The sequence below is a fragment of the Mesorhizobium sp. B2-1-8 genome, assembly GCF_006442545.2.
Classification (GTDB): domain Bacteria; phylum Pseudomonadota; class Alphaproteobacteria; order Rhizobiales; family Rhizobiaceae; genus Mesorhizobium.
Map to the genome: position 1 here is coordinate 6,301,878 of NZ_CP083952.1, position 19,094 is coordinate 6,320,971.

Consider the following 19,094-nt stretch of genomic DNA (forward strand, 5'->3'; position numbering starts at 1 on the left):
TTTCCGTCGGTTCTTCCCGGATGCTAGATCATACCGGTTTCGGTATAGCAACCACCAAAGATCGCATTTGACAGTTATGGCAAAGCGACCCACCCTCCGCGCGTTCCGAGGTGCAGGGGTCGGTAACGAACAAAATCGTATCGATTGAAACTGCGTCGCGGAGCCGATTGGGAGGATACCGGAGATCGATAAAGCCGACAGCGGCGCGTTTGCGCTCCTGTCCGGTTGCGCGACCCGCGAAGCCCCGAGGTGTCGCGTCCATCAACCAGGGAGAGTAATGTGAAGATTATCAAGACGCTGGCCGCCGTGGCGGCCCTTGGCATCGCTGCCATGAGCTATCAGGCGCACGCGGCCGACAAGGGTCTTGTCGGCGTGCTGATGCCGACCAAGACCTCGCAGCGCTGGATCAACGACGGCGACGCCGTCAAATCCCAGCTCGAGGCTCTCGGCTACACTGTCGACCTGCAGTATGCGCAGGACGACATCCCCAACCAGCTCAGCCAGCTGGAAAACGAAATCACCAAGGGCCCGAAGGCGCTGATCATCGCTTCGATCGACGGCACCACTTTGTCGGATGCGCTGCAGAAGGCCAACGACGCGGGCGTCGTCGTCGTCGCCTATGACCGCCTGATCAAGAAGACACCCAATGTCGACTATTATACCACCTTCGACAATTTCGGCGTCGGCGTGATCCAGGCGAATTCGCTGGTCAAGGGTCTCAAGGAGCGCTTTCCGAACACCAAGCCGTGGAACGTCGAACTGTTCGGCGGCTCGCCGGACGACAACAACGCCTTCTTCTTCTACAACGGTGCGATTTCGGTCCTGCAGCCGTTGATCGACGACGGCTCGATCAAGATCAAGTCCGGTCAGATGGGCATGGACAAGGTCGGCACGCTGCGCTGGCTGGCGGCAACCGCCCAGGCCCGCATGGACAACCTCCTGTCGGCGAACTACTCGGACGGCAGCCGCGTCGATGGCGTTCTGTCGCCCTATGACGGCCTGTCGCGCGGTATCACCGCATCGCTGCGCGCGGTGGGCTACGGCACGGCCGCTCAGCCCTGGCCGATCGTGACCGGTCAGGACGCCGAGACCGCCTCGGTCAAGCTGATCATCTCGGGTGAGCAGTACTCGACCGTGTTCAAGGACACCCGCGACCTGGCCAAGGCCACTGTCGGACTGGTCGACAAGGTGCTCTCAGGCGGCAAGCCTGACGGCCTCGACACCAAGACCTACAACAACGACGTCAAGGTCGTTCCCTCGATCCTGTTGACGCCGCATGAGGTCGACAAGTCGAACTACCAGAAGCTGGTCGTCGACTCCGGTTACATCAAGGCCGAAGACCTGAAGTAATTCCGGTTATAAAATCAGGGGTCCTGCGCAACGCAGGGCCCCTTTTCGTTCAGAAGCGACCCCGGTATTGTTTCTGCCGGCCTAGAGCAATTCCAGGAAAAGTGCGTAGCGGTTTTCCGTCAGGAATTGCGTAAAAACAAGAAAGTCTAGGAGGAGCTTGCCCTGATGACCTCGACGATTTTGGAGATGCGCGACATCACCAAGACGTTCCCCGGCGTGAAGGCGCTCTCGAACGTCAACCTCAGCGTAGAGGAAGGCGAGATCCACGCCGTGGTCGGCGAGAATGGCGCCGGCAAGTCGACGCTGATGAAGGTGCTGTCGGGCGTCTATCCCTCCGGCACCTATGATGGCCAAATCATCTTTCAGGGCCAGGAATGCCATTTCAGAGGCATCCATGACAGCGAACACAAGGGCATTGTCATCATCCACCAGGAACTTGCGCTGGTGCCGATGCTGTCGATCGCCGAAAACATTTTCCTCGGCAACGAACACGCCAGATACGGCGTCATCGACTGGCACGCCAACGAGGCGCGCACGTCCGAGCTTTTGAAGAAAGTCGGTCTCAGGGAAGACCCCAAGACGCTGATCACCAATATCGGCGTCGGCAAGCAGCAGCTGGTCGAGATCGCCAAGGCGCTCAGCAAGGAAGTCAAGCTCCTGATCCTCGACGAGCCGACGGCATCGCTCAGTGAGAAGGACAGCCAGGCGCTGCTCGATCTTTTGCTTGAGTTCAAGCGGCAGGGCATGACCTCGATCCTGATCTCCCACAAGCTCAACGAGGTGAACCGCGTCGCCGACAAGGTGACGGTGATCCGCGACGGGCGCACGATCGAGACATTGCCGCGGAAGGAGATCAGCGAGGACCGGATCATCACCTCCATGGTCGGCCGGTCTCTCGACGATCGCTACCCGCCGCGCGAGCCTGATATCGGCGACGTCATTTTCGAGGTCAAGGACTGGTCCGTCTACCACCCGATCCATGCCGAACGGCAAGTGATCAAGAGCATCGACCTCAAGGTGCGCAAGGGCGAAGTTGTCGGCATCGCCGGGCTGATGGGCGCCGGCCGCACCGAATTCGCCATGAGCCTGTTCGGTCGCTCCTATGGCCGGCACATCAGCGGGGAGGTGCTGCTCAACGGCAAGCCCGCAGACCTTTCGACAGTGGGCAAGGCAGTGCAGAACGGCATCGCCTACGTCACCGAAGACCGCAAAACCTATGGGCTGAACCTCATTGACCACATCAAGCACAATGTGACGCTGGCCAACCTCGCCGGCGTTTCCAATGGCGGCGTCATCGACGATATGCGCGAAATGAGCGTCGCCAACGACTATCGCAAAAAGACCAATATCCGTGCATCCAGCGTCTATCAGCTGACCGGCAATCTCTCGGGCGGCAACCAACAGAAGGTGGTGCTGTCGAAATGGCTGTTCGCCGACCCGGAGGTTCTGATCCTCGACGAGCCGACGCGCGGCATTGACGTCGGTGCCAAGTACGAAATCTATACAATCATCGCTCGCCTCGCCGCCGAGGGCAAGGCGATCATCGTCATCTCATCGGAAATGCCGGAACTGCTCGGCATCTCCGACAGAATATATGTCATGAACGAAGGACGCATGGTCGGCGAGATGGCGGCAAGCGACGCCAGCCAGGAAAAAATCATGCGCGCCATTGTTCGCGGAGAAGGAAAAGCATCATGAGCACAGACAGCGCTCCCGCGCCGCAAAGCGGCACCGCCGAGGACGTCAAGCAGGGTCCTCGCATCGCCGTCTCGGCGCTGACGACGAACCTGCGCGAATACGGCCTGATCATCGCGCTGATCGTCATCATGCTGTTCTTCCAGTACACGACGTCGGGAACGCTGTTCAAACCGGTCAACCTCAGCAACCTGGTGCAGCAGAACTCGTTCATCATCGTGATGGCGCTCGGCATGCTGCTGGTCATCGTCGCCGGCTATATCGATCTCAGCGTAGGATCGGTCGCCGGCTTCATCGGCGCACTTGCCGCCATGATGATGGTCATCTGGCCGCTCGGCATGTTCAGCAACCCACTGGTGGTCTCGATCGTCTGCCTGGTCGTCGGCGGGTTGATCGGTGGGGCCCAAGGCTACTGGATCGCCTATCACCGCATACCAAGCTTCATCGTGACGCTCGCCGGCATGCTGATCTTCCGCGGCATCTGCCAGGCGCTGCTTGGCGGCGGCTCCTCGGTCGGTCCGCTTCCCGACAGTTTCAAGGCGCTGAGTTCCGGCTTCATCCCGGACGTGATCGGCCCGCTGACGCTGATCCCACCGACGGTGAATGCCGCCGGCAAGACCATTGTCGGCAGCGGGCTCACGCTGCACATGACCACGATCGTGCTGGGCGTGGTCGCGGTGCTCGCCTACGCCTATTTCGGCTTCAGGGGGCGGCGCAAGCGCGAACGCCACGGTTATGAGGCCGAGCCTTTCACGCTGTTCGTCATCAAGACCCTGGTAGGCAGCGCGCTGGCGCTGTTCCTGGTCTTCCAGTTCGCGACCTATCGGGGCCTGCCGATCGTGCTCCTGGTGATGGGCGTGTTGATTTCATTGTTCGTCTTCGTCACCAAGCGCATGACCATCGGCCGCCGCATCTATGCCATGGGTGGCAACGCCAAGGCGGCGCAACTGTCTGGCATCAACACCGAACGGCTGACGCTCCTGGTGTTCGTCAATATGGGCGTGCTGTCGGCACTCGGCGGCCTCATCATCGCCGCGCGTCTCGGCCAGGCCGTGCCGGCCGCGGGCCTCGGCAGCGAGCTCGACGTGATCGCGGCCGTCTTCATTGGCGGCGCCTCGGCGATGGGCGGCGTCGGCCAGGTCATCGGCGCGGTGGTCGGCGGCTTCATCATGGGCGTGATGAACAACGGCATGTCGATCATGGGGGTCAATGTCGACTGGCAGCAGGTGGTCAAGGGACTGGTCCTGCTCGGGGCCGTCATCTTCGACGTCTACAACAAGAACAAGGCTTAAGGGCTGGGGGCGAGGACTAGGAGGCATACGGGTTCTAGATCGCGAAGCTGCCGGCGGCCCGTCGGCACCAGAAGTCCGGGGAAGGACCAGGCTCGCGAACGCAATCCGGACGAAGCGTTTCAACCGTGGCGCGTTTCCGCGCCGCGCCGGTCAGGGTTTGCCCATTGGCAGCCGGATACAGATAAATGAGAGAGGACTGATCATGCTGATCTCGCAGATTCTCGACGACGCCGAGACGATCCGTGTCGTTGCCCGCAGCGGCGGGAAGACCCGGATCATCAACGGCGCGCGCAGCGTCTATTCGCTGGCGATGGAGGCCGCCCGCACCGGCGTCGGCCTGGCCGCCCTGATCGAACGCAAGGGACTTGGCGAGACGATCGATCTGGACGCCGCCTATAAGAGGGGGCGCCTCCTGTCGCCGATCAATCACCCCGACCCGGCGCATCTGCATCTGACCGGCACGGGGCTGACGCATCTCGGGTCGGCCGCGACGCGCGATTCCATGCACAAGAAGCTCAGCACCGACGGCGAGGAGCAACTCACCGATTCCATGAAGATGTTCCGCATGGGGCTGGAAGGCGGCAAGCCCGCGAAAGGCCAGGTCGGCGTGCAGCCGGAATGGTTCTATAAGGGCAACGGCACCATGGCGGTCGCGCCTGGCGCGGCGCTCATGTCGCCGGCCTTCGCCAAGGACGCCGGCGAAGAACCGGAGGTCGCCGGGATCTACGTCATCGGCGATGACGGCGCGCCATTCCGCGTCGGCTTCACGCTATCGAACGAATTCTCGGACCATGTGACCGAGCGCGTGAACTATCTGTTCCTTGCCCACTCCAAGCTGCGCAATGCCTCGTTCGGGCCGGAGATCCTGATCGGCGACCTGCCTTCGGACATCCGCGGCACGTCGCGCATCGTGCGCGACGGCAAGACATTGTGGGAGAAGCCGTTCCTGTCGGGCGAAGCGAACATGTCGCACACCATCGCCAATCTCGAGCACCACCACTTCAAATATTCGGCGTTCCGCCAGCCGGGCGACGTACATGTGCATATGTTCGGCACCGCGACGCTGTCCTTCGCCGACGGCATCAATACCGAGGCCGGCGACGTGTTCGAGATCGAGGCAGGGGATTTTGGACTGCCGCTGCGCAACCCGCTGGAAATCGAAAAGCCGGTGAAGGTGGCGGTGAAGGCGCTGTGACGCGCCAGACATCAGGACGTCGTCGATGGTCCCATGACAGGCTTTGACATATGGTCTTGAGGTATGTGCCAGGCGCCGTACGAAGCCTTGGCTTCGTGCTCTTGCTCGCGCACGCGTCGTCCGTGGCTTATGGAGCCGCGCAGTGCAGTCCCAAATCCTATGGCGAAGCACTCGGGCTTATGAAGAACCGGCTTCTGACGTCCGGTTACTCAAGTCCTCAGGTCGAATTTCTGATGCAAAACGCTGACCAGCGAATGTCCACGCTTGGCGGTGCGAAACTGAACGAGGCGGCCAAGCCATGCGGGATAGACTCAGCCCGAGCCCATGTCCTCGGCTGCCTGGACAAAGTCCTGTTCCCCTTGGAAGGATCAAAGGCTTCGCTTGACGCTGCAAGGCAGACACGCATCTGGGGTAAAACGCAACTCGCACGGCGCGAACTGCTGTTCATCGGCAGCTTCAATGCGTGTCTCGGCACTGCGAGAAAGCGCATGTTTCACGGCTAGAGCGGGATGAGATTAGTTTCGGTCATATCCGGAGTTTTCGAAGTAGTGTGAGCATTCTGTCGGTGTGATGCGGTTGAGAATTTGGCCGATCGCGTCGCAAACGGTTTGGACGGTGCGGCTTGCTGCCTTTCTCAGCCAGTGCTTGAGTTTTGAAAAGAGCTGTTCGATCGGATTAAGATCGGGCGAGTATTTCGGCAGGAAGAAGAGCCTGGCGCCGGCGGCGCGTATGGCGCGGCGCACCGCCTTGCCTTTGTGCGAGCCGAGATTGTCCATGATGACGATGTCGCCCGGCTGGAGGGTCGGAGCGAGAACCTTCTCGACATAGAGAAGAAATCTCTCGCCGTTGATAGGTCCGTCGATCAGCCAGGGCGCCTCGACGCGATCGTGGCGCAGCGCGGCCAGGAAGGTCATGGTCTTCCAGTGGCCATGCGGCACTTTGGCCTTGATGCGCTGTCCAACCGGCGCCCAGCCCCTTAGCGGCGACATGTTGGTCTTGGTCCAGGTCTCGTCGATGAAGACCAGTCGCGTCGGATCAATCCGGTCCCGATACTTCGTCCACTGCATGCGCCGTCGCGCGATATCGGGACGATCCTGTTCGACGGCGATCAGCGTCTTTTTTTGTGACTGAGCTTCTCGGCATGCACGAACTCCCACACCGAACGGTAGTCGACCCTCAGGCCACGCTCGCCAAGTTCGGCCACAAGCCCGCGCAAGGTGAAGTCCCTGTCGTGACAGCGTTCGATCAGCCAGTCGCGCCACGCTCCCGAGAGCTTCTTCGGTTTGTAGCCGCCGACCTGGCGAGGCGCAGCACTGCCAGTCTCTTCGACGCGCTTAAGCCACGCGATGGCCGCGCTGTAGCTGACGCCAAATCGAGCCGCCGCCGCGCGTCGCGAGAGCCCTTCCGTCTTGACCGCGGCTACAACCCGCTCGCGAAGGTCCATCGAATAGGCTGCCATCCATGCTGGCCTCCTCCCAGCATGCATGTTGAATCAGAACTGCGATGATTTGGGAATCTCACGACTCTTATAAATCTCATCCCGCTCTAGAATAGTCAAACGTCAAACGGATGCTGAACTCGTCGGGCTGGAGAGGTCGGCTAAAGCTCTGCATGGCCTCATGGCGTCAGGATCAGCGCGCGGCGCGGAAATGCTTGGACAGCTTCAGGCCTTGCGCCTGGTAGTTGGAGCCCAGGTCGGTTCCGTAGAGCGCCTGCGGCCGCTTCAGCATGTGCTCGTAGACCAGCCGGCCGACGATCTGGCCATGATCGAGGATGAACGGGACTTCGTGGCTGCGCACTTCGAGCACCGCCCGGCTGCCGGTGCCGCCGGCCGCCGAATGGCCGAACCCCGGATCGAAAAACCCGGCATAGTGGACACGGAACTCGCCGACCAGCGGATCGAAGGGCGTCATCTCGGCGGCGTATAGCGGCGGCACATGCACCGCCTCCTGGCTGACGAGGATGTAGAACTCGTCTGGATCGAGCACCAGTTCGCCTGCGCCGCTCTTGTGGATCGGCTCCCAGAAGTCGACGACATCCTGGGCGGCGCGCTTGTCGACATCGACGAGGCCAGTGTGGTGCTTGCCGCGATAGCCGACCAGCCCATCCTTGTCGCCGTTGAGATCGATCGACAGCGCGATGCCGCCGCCCGAAATGTTCGGCGGCTCGGTGGCGACCAGCATCTCGGCGCGGTGCAATTCATGCAGTTCGGCTTCCGAAAGCAGCGCGTTGCCGGTTCGAAAACGGATTTGAGACAGGCGCGAACCGGTGCGCGCAATGATCGGGAAGGTGCGCGGGCTGACTTCGAGATAGAGCGGACCCTGATAGCCAGCGGCGATCTTGTCGAACTCATGGCCCCGGTCGGTCATGACGCGGGTGAAGATGTCGAGCCGACCAGTCGAGCTCTTCGGATTGGCCGAGGCCGAAATGCCAGCCGGCAGGGCCAGGCTCTCGAGCAGCGGCACAATATAGACGCAGCCGGTTTCGAGAACCGCGCCTTCGGTCAGACTGATCTCGTGCAGCTGCAGCCGATCGAGCTTTTCCGAGACCTTGTGGTTGGGACCGGGCAGGAACGAGGCCCGCACCCGCCAGGCCTTTTCACCCAATCTGAGATCAAGACTGGCCGGCTGGATCTGATCGGCATCGAGCGCACGCGGCGATTTCAGCGCGCCGGACTGGAACAGCGCCGAAATGTCCTGATCGGGAAGAATGCCTGTCTGCCGCAAAGTCTGGCTCCTGGGCCTTTGATACAAACCTCTTAATGAAGCCGGCAATTGACGCAAGCGTGGCGCGGGTCTAAAGGGTCGTTATCCCGTGGTGATTTGGCCGGTCGGCTTGCAGCCACGTTAAACAAGTCGCTAAAGGACCGTCGGGCCGCAAGGCCGTATGGACCGGTTGCGACTTTTTCGCGGCCGGTTTTTTTGTGTTTGGATAGGACGATGACGAGCAAGACGCGCAATTGGAAGCCTCAAACCGCACTCGTGCATGGCGGAACCCTGCGTTCCGGCTTCGGCGAAACCTCCGAGGCGATGTACCTGACCCAAGGCTATGTCTACAAGACCGCCGAGGCGGCGGAAGCCCGCTTCAAGGGCGAAGAGCCTGGCTTCATCTATTCGCGTTACGCCAACCCGACCGTCGACATGTTCGAAAAGCGCATGTGCGCTCTCGAAGGCGCCGAGGACGCGCGCGCCACGGCGTCGGGCATGGCTGCGGTGACGGCGGCCCTTCTGTGCAGCGTCAAGGCCGGCGACCATATCGTGGCGGCGCGCGCGCTGTTCGGTTCCTGCCGCTGGGTGGTCGAGACGCTGGCGCCGCGCTATGGCATCGAGGCGACTTTGGTCGACGGCACCGATATCGCGAACTGGGAAAAGGCGGTCAGGCCGAACACCAAGCTGTTCTTCCTGGAAAGCCCCACCAACCCGACGCTGGAAGTCGTCGACATCGCCGCCGTCGCTTCGCTTGCCAATTCGATCGGCGCGAGGCTTGTCGTCGACAATGTCTTCGCCACGCCGCTACAGCAGAAGCCGTTGCAGCTTGGTGCGCACATCGTCGTCTACTCGGCCACCAAGCACATCGACGGCCAGGGTCGCTGCCTGGGCGGCGTCATCCTGTCGGACAAGAAGTGGATCGACGAAAATCTGCACGACTACTTCCGCCACACCGGCCCCAGCCTGTCGCCGTTCAATGCCTGGACCTTGCTGAAGGGCCTCGAGACGCTGCCGCTGCGCGTGCGCCAGCAGACGGAAAGTGCCGGCAGGATCGCCGACTTCCTGGCCGAGCAGCCGCAGATCGCCCGCGTCATCTATCCTGGCCGGGCCGACCACCCGCAGGCCACCATCGTCAAGAAGCAGATGTCGGGCGGCTCGACGCTGATCTGCCTTGACGTCAAGGGCGGCAAGCCGGCGGCCTTCGCCCTGCAGAACGCCCTCGACATCGTGCTGATCTCGAACAATCTTGGCGATGCCAAGAGCCTGATCACCCATCCGGCGACGACGACGCACAAGAACCTGAGCGACGAGGCCCGCGCCGAACTGGGCATCGGGCCTGGCACGCTCAGGCTGTCTGTCGGCCTGGAGGACGCCGACGACCTGCTGGAAGACATCGCGCAGGCGCTGAAGGCCGCCAAATAGGCTGTTTAGGGGCGTCGATCAGGCGCGTGACGGCGTCTCCTCCAGTTCGGCTGTCTTGGTGCGGATGGTCATGGCGTTGCCGCGCCAGTCGACGGCGCCGCCGAGCCAGCCGCGCGCCCAGATGAACGGGAGCATCACGTCGCGCGCGATCATCGCCGCGACCATGCGCGGCGACAGGTGCCAGCCCTTGGACAAGGCCAGCGCGCACTCCGGAAGGTAGAAGGCCGCCAAGACGGCAATCGCGGTTGCCCAGAGGCTGACGCCCGCGCTCGCCGCCGCAACCAGCGCAAGCGCGAGAGGAACCGCCGCGCCAGTCAGGATTTCGGGCGCGAAGAACAGCGGGAAGGTGACGCGGCGTAGGCGCGCCCAGCGGGCCTGGCGCGACCAGATCTCGCCAAGCGTGCGCTGGCCGAGCGGCTGCTCGAAGGGCGCCGCAACGAGATTGACGCGCAGGCCGAGGCCGTTGACCAGCTTGGTCGCGGCGGCGTCCTCGGCGATCTCGGCGGCCAGCGCGCGAATGCCGCCATTTGCGTCCAGCATCGGCTTGTTCCACAGCATGCTCTTGCCCTGGGCAAAGCCGAGGCCGAGCGCCTCGCCGGCATACTGCCAGCGGGCCTGCAATGTGTTGAGGAAGGCGCATTCGACATCGGCCCAGAAACCCTCTGGTCGCGAGCCGATCGGCGTCGAGCAGACAAGGCCGGTGTCGGGCCGCCATGCCGCCATCATGTGCTCGACATAGTCCCTCGGCATCAAGACGTTGGAATCGGCAAGGATGACCCAGTCATGGCGCGCCGCTTCCCAGCCCTTGACGCAATTGTTGAGCTTTGGATTGGCGCTGACACGGTCGTCACCGATCAGCAGCCGGGCCGGCACCTCGGGAAACCGGGCAATCGCCCTGTTTATCAGTTTGACCACCGGGTCGTCGGTATGGGCGACGCAGAAAATCAGTTCGTAGCGTGGCCAGTCGAGCGCGAGGGCGCGCTCCAGCGTCTCATGCGTGAACGGCTCGACGCCACGCGACGGGACGATGATCGACACCGGTTGCGACTTGCCAGCCGGCGGGGCGATCGTGCCGCGCCGTTTCAGCTGTGAGGCGGCGAGCGAAATGCTGGCGGCGTTTGAAAGGATGAGTGCGGTCGAAAGCGAGGCGGCTATGAAGGTGAGTTCCATCGAGATCTGGTCACTCCCCGCGGCCCGCACCGTGGCCGTTTTCAACAGTTCGACAGAGCGCCGAGTCGCCCGGTTCGTGCACACCACCATTGTCGTGTGTCACTTAAATGACATTCTTTGCCGGCACCTGCGGATCAAGGTGGGGCGCGACAAGACGCGCACGTTGACCTGCTCACCGGGAGCGCCGAAAATCGTCGGATTGTTTTGGAGCCGCTCATGTACCGCGCCGTGACGCGCAACATCGAAGTGCAGGTCAGGCCGTTCTATCTCGAGGACCGTTCGGATCCCTCGGAGAACCGCTATGTCTGGGGCTATCAGATAACGATCGACAACCAGTCGGACGAGTTCGTGCAGTTGTTGTCGCGCTACTGGCACATCACCGATGGTGCCGGCCGGGTCGAGGAAGTGCGCGGCCCGGGCGTTGTCGGCGACCAGCCCGAACTCAATCCCGGCGACAGCTATCAATACACGTCCGGCTGCCCGCTCTCGACCCCGTCCGGGATCATGGTCGGGCGCTACACGATGCGCAACAAGCGCGGCGAGACGTTCGACATCGCCATCCCCGCCTTTTCGCTCGATCTGCCGGGGACACGGCGAACGGTGAACTGAGCACCGAAGGTGGCGCTGCCCCTCATCCGCCCTTCGGGCACCTTCTCCCCGTTCACGGGGAGAAGGAAAGATACCTCACTGAGCCGCAAATTCCGCCGGATCGAAATCGTACTGCGTAGAACAGAACTCGCAGGCGACATGGATGCCGCCATCCTCGGTGCTGTCCTTGATCTCCTGCGCGGAGAAGCCCTCGAGGATGCCACGGATCTTGTCCCGGGAGCATGAGCACTGGTCGGTGACGGGAACGCCTCCGAAGACGCGCACGCCATGCTCGTGGAACAAGCGGTAGAGCAGCCGCTCGGCGCCGATGGTCGGGTCGATCAATTCGGTCGGCTCGATGGTGCCGAGCAAGGCCAGCAACTCCTGCCAGGAATTGTCCGTGGGATCATGGATCTCCTCGCGCGGATCGCCATCCCCGCCCGGCAGATCCGGGATGCGCATGCGCTCGGAGGCCTGCGGCAGGAACTGCGCCAGGATACCGCCGGCGCGCCACTGCTCGCGCGCGCCGCCGACACCGGGCGTCAGCAGCTTGGCGACAGAGAGCCTGATATCCGTCGGGATCTGTTCCGACTGGCGGAAATAGGTGCGGGCCGCATCTTCCAGCGTCTCGCCATCGAGCTGGACGATGCCCTGATAGCGCTGCGTATGGGCGCCCTGGTCGATGGTCAGCGCCAGCACGCCGCTGCCAAGCAGCGTTTGCTGCGAGGTCTCTCCGGCCGCAATCAGGGCCTCCAGCCGGTCGGCGTCGAAACGTGCATAGGCGCGCAGCGCCGACGGCGTGGAAAAATCCGCGACCAGCATGTCGACAGGCCCGTCGGTACGGGTCTGCAGAATGAACTTGCCTTCGAACTTGAGCGAGGTGCCGAGCAGCACCGTCAGCACACAGGCTTCCGCCAGCAGGCGGGCGACCGGCTCGGGATAGTCGTGGCGGCCAAGGATGGCGTCGAGCATCGGCCCGAGCTGCACCGTGCGGCCACGCACGTCGAGCGGACCGACCTCGAAGGGAACGACGTGATCGTCGCCGGCGTAGCCGAACTCGCCGAGTTTGGGGTGATGTTCAGTCACTTGATGGCTTTCCAACATGACAAGGCTCCAGGGCGCGGCCATGCGGCCCTGGTGGGCACATGCGTCCAAACGCGCTTGATTTGCGTGATGCGGCGCAGATAGGCATCGCGCCCCCGCGGATCAAGCGCCTGGGCATTTCAAGCGCCCAGACACGTCATGCGCTCAGACACATCAAGCACCGAGGCACCAGGCAAGCACGGCCTTCTGGGCGTGGAGCCGGTTCTCGGCCTCGTCGAACACCACCGAATGCGGCCCGTCGATGACCTCGTCGGTCACCTCCTCGCCGCGATGCGCCGGCAGGCAATGCATGAACAGGGCGTCGGGCTTCGCCCTGGCCATCAGCGCTGCGTTGACCTGGTAGGGCGAGAAGACATTGTGGCCGCGGGCACGGTGTTCCTGGCCCATCGACACCCAGCAGTCGGTGACGATGCAGTCGGCCTGGTCGACGGCTTCCTCGGGCGACCGGGTGAAATGCAGCTTGCCGCCATGCGCCTTGGACCAGTCGACATGCTTCTGCGCCGGTTCGCTGCCTTCGGGCACGGCGACGTTGAGGTTGAAGCGGAACCGGGCCGAGGCCTCGAGCAGCGAGTGCAGCACATTGTTGCCGTCGCCGGTCCAGGCAATCGTCTTGCCGGCCACCGGACCGCGATGCTCCTCGAATGTCATGATGTCGGCCATCAGCTGGCAGGGATGGGTGTCGTCGGTCAGCCCGTTGATCACCGGAACGGTGGCATTCTCGGTTAGCTCCAACAGCCGCTCATGCGAGGTGGTGCGGATCATGATCGCGTCGACATAGCGCGACAGCACCTTGGCTGTATCGGCGATGGTCTCGGAGCGGCCGAGCTGCATCTCGGTGCCGGTCAACATGATGGTCTCGCCGCCAAGCTGGCGCATGCCGACATCGAAAGAAACGCGCGTGCGCGTCGACGGTTTGTCGAAGATCATGGCCAGCACCTTGCCTTCGAGCGGCTTGGTCCGCTCGCCGGCCTTGAGACGCGCCTTTCGCGTCACCGCATCATCCAGCATGAAGCGCAAATCGCCTTCGGAAACGGTGGAAAGATCGGTGAAATGGCGAACGGACATCAGGAATGGTTCCGGATTACTTCGCGGCGGCGGAGGCGATGGCCTCCGACAGGCCCTTGGCGCCAGCGCGGATGCGGTTGAGCGCTTCGTGAATCTCGGCGTCGGTGACGGTGAGCGGTGGCAGCAGGCGAATGACGTTGTCGCCGGCCGGAACGGCCAGCAAATGCTGGTCGCGCAACGCCATGTTCACCTTGCCATTGGGCATCGCGCATTTGAGGCCGAGCATCAGCCCGGTGCCCCTGATATCCTCGATCACCTCGGGGAATTCGTCGGCTATCGACGCCAGCCCCTGCTTCATCAGTAGCGCCTTGCGCTGGACATCCTCCAGGAAGCCGTCTTCCAGCACGACGTCGAGGACGGCGTTGCCGACCGCCATTGCCAGCGGATTGCCGCCGAAGGTGGTGCCGTGCACGCCGGCGGTCATGCCGACGGCGGCCTCGTCGGTGGCGAGGCAGGCGCCCATCGGGAAGCCGCCGCCAATGCCCTTGGCGATTGCCATGATGTCGGGCGTCACCGCAGACCACTCATGCGCGAACAGCTTGCCGGTACGGCCGATGCCGCACTGGACCTCGTCGTAGATCAACAGCAGGCCATGCTGCTCGCAGAGCTGCCGCAGCCGCTTCAGCGACTGTGTCGGCACCGGACGGATACCGCCCTCGCCTTGCACCGGCTCGATCAGGATCGCGGCGGTCTCGGGCGTGATCGCCTTTTCAGCGGCGTCGATGTCGTCGAAACCGACCTGGTCGAAGCCTTCGACCTTGGGTCCGAAGCCTTCGAGGTATTTGTACTGGCCGCCGGCCGCGATGGTCGCCAGCGTGCGGCCATGGAAGGCGCCCTCGAAGGTGATGATGCGGAAGCGCTCGGGATGTCCCTTGACGAAGTGGTAGCGCCGCGCCGTCTTGATCGCGCATTCCAGCGCCTCGGCGCCGGAATTGGTGAAGAACACCTTGTCGGCGAAGGTGGCATCTGCCAGCCGCTCGCCGAGCCTGCTCTGCCCCGGGATCTCGTAGAGATTGGAGACGTGCCAGAGTTTCGCCGCCTGTTCGGTGAGGGCCGCGACCAGATGCGGATGGCCGTGGCCAAGCGAATTGACCGCTATGCCGCCGGCGAAATCGAGATATCGCTCGCCCTTGTCGGTAACCAGCCAAGTGCCTTCCCCATGGTCGAAGGCCAGGGGTGCGCGAGCAAAGGTCTCGTAAAGCGCCGAACCGCTCATTATATGCGTCTCCGGTACCGGAAAATCAAAAAAGCCGCCAAAGCGGCGGCCTTCTGCGGCTTATCGTGTTTTTCGGTCATGAAGTCAACGAAAACGTCGCGTAGTGGCGCGCGGCAAGCCCCCTGACGCAACGCCGGCTCATGAGCGACCGGGCAAGTTGGGGAAAACCGAAAAAACCGATTCGTGTTGCACTTGGGACTCTTGTCACCGAGTCAGCGTATAGAGTAGTTGTAGTCGAGAAATAACTAGATTTCGTGCGGCGGACCTAATCACCAGATATATGTGGTGTCTGCCCCAGCAGTGGTGCTGGGTCGGGAATGGATTCTGGTTGCCGCACGCTTATAAGGAGCGCGGTCATGAACTGGACTGACGAGCGGGTAGAACTCTTGAGAAAACTGTGGTCGGAGGGTCTGAGCGCAAGCCAGATTGCCGCGCAGCTCGGAGGGGTCAGCCGCAACGCGGTCATCGGCAAGGTGCACCGGCTGAAGCTGTCAGGCCGCGGCCGTGCGACAGCGACGCCGGCACGCCAGAAGAAGGCGACGCAGGGATCGACCGTCCAGAAGTCGGTGGCGCGCGCCGCGAGCACGGCACGCCATGTCACGACTTCGATCGGCGCGACGGCCCTTCAGACGCAATTCGACGCCGAACCAGTGGCAAGACACTACATCCGCCCGGTCGAGAACGTCGTGGTCCCGATCTCACGGCATCTGCAACTCGTCGAACTGACCGAGCGCACCTGCAAATGGCCGAATGGCGATCCGCTTTCGGAGGACTTCAATTTCTGCGGCAACGAAGCCGCCGAAACCGGTCCTTACTGCAAATACCATGCCCGGGTGGCGTTCCAGCCAGCGGCGGAGCGGCGGCGGAATCGCTGAGCGGAGTGAGTAGTGAGTAGCGGTGATCCCACCAATCACTACTGACTACTGACTACTGACTACTGACTACTGACTACTGACTACTGACTACTTCACAACCATCCATTCTTGCGAAACCGCCAGTACAAAAAAGAGCAGATCAGCGCGATGATGGCCAGCACCATCGGGTAGCCATATTCCATCTTCAGCTCCGGCATGTCGGTAAAGTTCATGCCGTAGATGCCGGCGAATGCGGTTGGCACCGCCAGGATGGCCGCCCATGAGGCGAGTTTCTTCGAGATCGCCGTTTCCTGGCTCTGACCGACCAGAAGACTGGCCTCGAAGGCGAAGGCCAGCACCTCGCGCAGGCTGTCGACCTTCTCCTGGACGGTACGGATATGATCCGTCACGTCGCGGAACAGCGGGTGCATGGCCGAATGGATCTGCGGCAGCTCGGCGCTGGTCAGCCGGCGGCAGACTTCCACCAATGGCAATGCCGCGTTGCGCAGGCGCAGGAGGTCGCGGCGCAGCATGTAGAGGCGTTCGATGTCGGGACCGGTCATCGGCTTCAGCAGGACCTTGTCCTCGATCGCCTCGACCTCGTCCTCGATCTGCTCGAGCACGGGCATGTAATTGTCGACGATGAAGTCGAGAATCGCGTAGAGGACGAAATCCTCGCCCTTGGCCAGCGAATGCGGGCAGCTTTCCCAGTGCTGGCGCACGGCGGCATAGGATGTCGACGGGCCGTGCCTGACGCTGACGATGTAGCCTGAGCCGACAAACAGATGTGTCTCGCCGAAGGTGACGCGCCCTTCGATCAATTGCGCCGTGCGAGCAACGATGAACAGCGCATCGCCATATTGCTCGATCTTTGGCCGCTGGTGCGGATGCTCGGCATCCTCGATCGCCAGCTCATGAAGATGAAACTGCGCCTTGACGCGCAACAGAAGTTCGCGGTCAGGTTCAAGCAGCCCGATCCAGACGACATGCCCCGATTTCTTGGCCCATTCGCCGGCTTCCTCGATCGGAATATCGGCGATCCGGCGCCCGGCGGTATAGACACCGCAGGCGATGATGCCCGATGACGGCGGCGAGGGCTTGAACTCGCGGACATATTCCATCGCAGCCTCCCGAAAGCGTTGCCTTCCCTGGGGAACCAGCAAGTTTATCTCGGGATAGTTTAGCGCAATATGATTAAGCGTTCGAGAGGACGTGCGTTCACTTCACTGGCAGCGCCGCGGGGAGGCCGATCTTGTCCGTCTTGTCGCTCTTCGGCCGCTCGGCCGGCATCTGGTCGCCGGTGACGATGTAGTAGATGGTCTCGGCGATGTTGGTGGCGTGATCGCCGATACGCTCGATGTTCTTGGCGCAGAACAGCAGATGCGTACAGGGCGTGATGTTGCGCGGATCTTCCATCATGTAGGTCAGCAATTCGCGAAACAGCGACGTGTACATGGCATCGATCTGGTCGTCACGGTCGCGCACGAAGCCGATCTTGTCGACCGAACGCGACGCGTAGACGTCGAGCACTTCCTTCAGCTGGGTCAGCGCCAGGTTGGCCAGAGCCTCCAAGCCGCGGAAAAGGCTGGTCGGCTGACGGCCGTCGGTGACGGCAGCCACCCGCTTGGCGACGTTCTTGCCGAGGTCTCCGACCCGCTCGAGGTCGGCCGAAATGCGGATGGCGCCGACGATCTCGCGCAGGTCCGTCGCCATCGGCTGGCGCTTGGCGATGATGATGATCGCCTTGTCGTCGATCTCACGCTGCCCCTCATCCAGCACGGCGTCATCGCGAATGACTTTCTGGGCCAATCCCGGATCGGCATTGACCAAGGCGGCGACCGCCTGTTCGACCATGCGCTCGGCATGGCCGCCCATCGCGGCGATGCGCTTGGAGAGATCTTTCAGTTCCTCGTCAAAGGCGCTCATTGTGTGAACGGATTGCATGGACGAAATGCCTTCCCACGGGGTGTCTTGTCTTTGAGTCGTTTCCTCGAATCCCCGCTGATACGCTAACCGGATGACAGAAAAAAGAAACGGTCCCGTGGAAAACTAGGGCAGTATCAGTGCGCCGGCAAATGGACCGAGAAGGCGGCGCCCTTGCCGACCTCGGACCTGATCGTCAGCCTGGCGTTGTGACGCGTCAGGATGTGCTTGACGATCGACAGGCCAAGACCCGTGCCTTTCTGCGTGCGGCTGGTCTCGACATCGATGCGATAGAAGCGCTCGGTGATGCGCGGGATATGCTCCTCGGGAATGCCGGGGCCAAAATCCCTGATCGTCACGTCGATGCCCGGTTCGGCACCATCTTCGCCGCGCGCGATCGACACCACAACCCGCCCGCCCGACTGGCCGTATTTGCAGGCATTTTCCAAAAGGTTCTCGAACACCTGGAACAGCTCGTCGCGATCGCCCGGCACATCGAGCGACCCCTCGGCGAAATCGCGCTCGATGACGACATTGTTTTCCCGGGCGAGCGGTCCGAGCGAATCGATGACGCCGTCCACGGTCTGGCGCAGATCGACTTCGGTTCCCGGCTTCAGATAGGGCTTCATCTCCAGCCGCGACAGCGACAGCAGGTCATCGATCAGGCGCGCCATGCGGCCGGTCTGGTTCTGCATGATCTGGAGGAACTGCTCGCGCGCCGCCGGATCGTTGCGGGCCGGTCCGCGCAGCGTTTCGATGAAGCCCGCGATCGAAGCCAGCGGGGTGCGCAACTCATGACTGGCATTGGCGATGAAGTCCGCGCGCATGCGGTCTATGCGCCGCGCCTCGCTCTGGTCCTTGAAGACCAGCACATAGAGGTCGGTGCCATGCCCGACCGAGGACGCGCTGACCCGGTAGGCCCGTTCGACGGGCAGTTTCTCTGTGTAGTCGACAACATCCGAGGCGACGGTGCCCGACAGGACACTGTCCAGCAGCGCCTGCATTTCCGGCGCCCGGAATTTCAGCGGCAGCGATATGCCGGGCGCGATGCCGCCAAAGGCGGCAAAGGCGGCGGCGTTGGCGTGGACGATGGTGGCGGCATGGTCGAAGATGATCAGCGGATCGGCGACGGCGGCCGCCAGATATTCGCCGGACAGGCGCAGCAAGCCCACCGCCTCGATTGCCACAGCGCCCTCGGCGGAATGGCGCGCACCCGCCACCGGCAATATTGCCGCCGCCAGCAGCAGGAGCAGCGCCGGTACCAGCACGTAGGCGGAAATACCCGCGAAGCCATAGGTGATCAGGACCGCCAGGACACCGGCCGCGAGCAGCCAGCGGCTGTTCCACAGCCGGCCGGCGATCGCTTGCCCCGTGCTTTTCTGCTCCGCGCCCAGGTCAGTCATTCGCGCGCCCAGCCTCCACCGGTCACACGGCGGCGAAAACTTCCGCTGGACCGCAAATCAAAAGTGCTACAGCGTCCTTCGCGTGTCCAAATGGACGCGCGGCGCTGTA

The 19,094-nt window shown here is 62.6% G+C and carries 18 protein-coding genes and 1 riboswitch; of the genes, 9 read left to right on the top strand and 9 right to left on the bottom strand.

Annotated elements, in window-relative coordinates; genetic code table 11:
• Positions 1–279 precede the first annotated feature (279 nt).
• The 5 genes from chvE (at position 280) to FJ970_RS30830 (ending at position 6,035) form a co-directional block, all read left to right on the top strand.
• Positions 280–1,350 carry a multiple monosaccharide ABC transporter substrate-binding protein gene (chvE, locus tag FJ970_RS30810; RefSeq protein ID WP_140765083.1) on the top strand — a complete coding sequence of 357 codons (1,071 nt, stop codon included), beginning with the start codon at positions 280–282 and terminating at the stop codon, positions 1,348–1,350.
• A gap of 165 nt (positions 1,351–1,515) precedes the next feature.
• A complete protein-coding gene (gene mmsA, locus FJ970_RS30815) occupies positions 1,516–3,048 on the top strand; it encodes a multiple monosaccharide ABC transporter ATP-binding protein (protein WP_140765081.1) in 1,533 nt (510 codons plus the stop codon).
• Positions 3,045–4,337 carry a multiple monosaccharide ABC transporter permease gene (gene mmsB / locus FJ970_RS30820; RefSeq protein ID WP_140765079.1) on the top strand — a complete coding sequence of 431 codons (1,293 nt, stop codon included), beginning with the start codon at positions 3,045–3,047 and terminating at the stop codon, positions 4,335–4,337. The genes mmsA and mmsB overlap by 4 nt, the downstream gene beginning before the upstream one ends.
• Before the next feature lie 202 nt (positions 4,338–4,539).
• Positions 4,540–5,532 (top strand): AraD1 family protein, encoded by a 993-nt coding sequence (gene araD1, locus FJ970_RS30825; RefSeq protein WP_140765077.1) that lies wholly within the window; start codon positions 4,540–4,542, stop codon positions 5,530–5,532.
• Positions 5,533–5,711: 179 nt separating this feature from the next.
• Complete coding sequence (locus FJ970_RS30830; RefSeq protein WP_140765075.1) at positions 5,712–6,035, top strand: hypothetical protein; 324 nt, start codon at positions 5,712–5,714, stop codon at positions 6,033–6,035.
• 12 nt (positions 6,036–6,047) lie between these two features.
• Here the strand turns inward: FJ970_RS30830 and FJ970_RS30835 are convergent.
• Both FJ970_RS30835 and FJ970_RS30840 read right to left on the bottom strand, forming a co-directional pair.
• Positions 6,048–6,991, bottom strand: a protein-coding gene (locus tag FJ970_RS30835) for an IS630 family transposase (RefSeq protein ID WP_227791897.1) whose coding sequence is annotated in 2 segments (ribosomal slippage) — positions 6,048–6,655 and positions 6,655–6,991 — 945 coding nt in all. Because the reading frame shifts where the segments join, the coding sequence is not laid out codon by codon here.
• A gap of 172 nt (positions 6,992–7,163) precedes the next feature.
• Complete coding sequence (locus FJ970_RS30840) at positions 7,164–8,258, bottom strand: 2'-deoxycytidine 5'-triphosphate deaminase (protein WP_140757818.1); 1,095 nt, start codon at positions 8,256–8,258, stop codon at positions 7,164–7,166.
• 78 nt (positions 8,259–8,336) lie between these two features.
• A riboswitch (SAM riboswitch) is annotated at positions 8,337–8,414 on the top strand.
• A gap of 57 nt (positions 8,415–8,471) precedes the next feature.
• Between FJ970_RS30840 and FJ970_RS30845 the strand changes: the two genes are divergently transcribed.
• Complete coding sequence (locus FJ970_RS30845) at positions 8,472–9,662, top strand: O-succinylhomoserine sulfhydrylase (RefSeq protein ID WP_140757819.1); 1,191 nt, start codon at positions 8,472–8,474, stop codon at positions 9,660–9,662.
• A gap of 18 nt (positions 9,663–9,680) precedes the next feature.
• Here FJ970_RS30845 and FJ970_RS30850 read toward each other — a convergent pair whose 3' ends face one another.
• Positions 9,681–10,700, bottom strand: a complete 1,020-nt coding sequence (locus tag FJ970_RS30850; RefSeq protein ID WP_415752021.1) for a ceramide glucosyltransferase — start codon at positions 10,698–10,700, stop codon at positions 9,681–9,683.
• Between FJ970_RS30850 and FJ970_RS30855 the strand changes: the two genes are divergently transcribed.
• Both FJ970_RS30855 and apaG read left to right on the top strand, forming a co-directional pair.
• Complete coding sequence (locus FJ970_RS30855; protein WP_227792225.1) at positions 10,690–11,064, top strand: hypothetical protein; 375 nt, start codon at positions 10,690–10,692, stop codon at positions 11,062–11,064. The genes FJ970_RS30850 and FJ970_RS30855 overlap by 11 nt on opposite strands.
• Positions 11,049–11,441 carry a Co2+/Mg2+ efflux protein ApaG gene (gene apaG / locus FJ970_RS30860; protein WP_027146773.1) on the top strand — a complete coding sequence of 131 codons (393 nt, stop codon included), beginning with the start codon at positions 11,049–11,051 and terminating at the stop codon, positions 11,439–11,441. Before FJ970_RS30855 ends, apaG begins: the two co-directional genes overlap by 16 nt.
• A gap of 75 nt (positions 11,442–11,516) precedes the next feature.
• Here the strand turns inward: apaG and FJ970_RS30865 are convergent, their stop codons facing one another.
• The 3 genes from FJ970_RS30865 to FJ970_RS30875 all read right to left on the bottom strand — a co-directional run bounded on the left by FJ970_RS30865 (position 11,517) and on the right by FJ970_RS30875 (position 14,805).
• Positions 11,517–12,548 carry an Hsp33 family molecular chaperone gene (locus tag FJ970_RS30865; RefSeq protein WP_140757821.1) on the bottom strand — a complete coding sequence of 344 codons (1,032 nt, stop codon included), beginning with the start codon at positions 12,546–12,548 and terminating at the stop codon, positions 11,517–11,519.
• 129 nt (positions 12,549–12,677) lie between these two features.
• Positions 12,678–13,589, bottom strand: a complete 912-nt coding sequence (gene argF, locus FJ970_RS30870; protein WP_140757822.1) for an ornithine carbamoyltransferase — start codon at positions 13,587–13,589, stop codon at positions 12,678–12,680.
• 16 nt (positions 13,590–13,605) lie between these two features.
• Positions 13,606–14,805 carry an aspartate aminotransferase family protein gene (locus tag FJ970_RS30875; protein ID WP_140757823.1) on the bottom strand — a complete coding sequence of 400 codons (1,200 nt, stop codon included), beginning with the start codon at positions 14,803–14,805 and terminating at the stop codon, positions 13,606–13,608.
• A gap of 356 nt (positions 14,806–15,161) precedes the next feature.
• Between FJ970_RS30875 and FJ970_RS30880 the strand changes: the two genes are divergently transcribed.
• Positions 15,162–15,680 (top strand): GcrA family cell cycle regulator, encoded by a 519-nt coding sequence (locus tag FJ970_RS30880; protein WP_140614743.1) that lies wholly within the window; start codon positions 15,162–15,164, stop codon positions 15,678–15,680.
• Positions 15,681–15,772: 92 nt separating this feature from the next.
• Here FJ970_RS30880 and FJ970_RS30885 read toward each other — a convergent pair whose 3' ends face one another.
• From FJ970_RS30885 to FJ970_RS30895, 3 genes are all read right to left on the bottom strand, one after another.
• A complete protein-coding gene (locus FJ970_RS30885; protein WP_140757824.1) occupies positions 15,773–16,780 on the bottom strand; it encodes a magnesium and cobalt transport protein CorA in 1,008 nt (335 codons plus the stop codon).
• A gap of 97 nt (positions 16,781–16,877) precedes the next feature.
• Positions 16,878–17,603 carry a phosphate signaling complex protein PhoU gene (gene phoU / locus FJ970_RS30890; RefSeq protein ID WP_140757825.1) on the bottom strand — a complete coding sequence of 242 codons (726 nt, stop codon included), beginning with the start codon at positions 17,601–17,603 and terminating at the stop codon, positions 16,878–16,880.
• A 116-nt stretch (positions 17,604–17,719) separates the two neighbouring features.
• Positions 17,720–18,985 carry an ATP-binding protein gene (locus FJ970_RS30895; protein WP_140757826.1) on the bottom strand — a complete coding sequence of 422 codons (1,266 nt, stop codon included), beginning with the start codon at positions 18,983–18,985 and terminating at the stop codon, positions 17,720–17,722.
• Positions 18,986–19,094 lie beyond the last annotated feature (109 nt).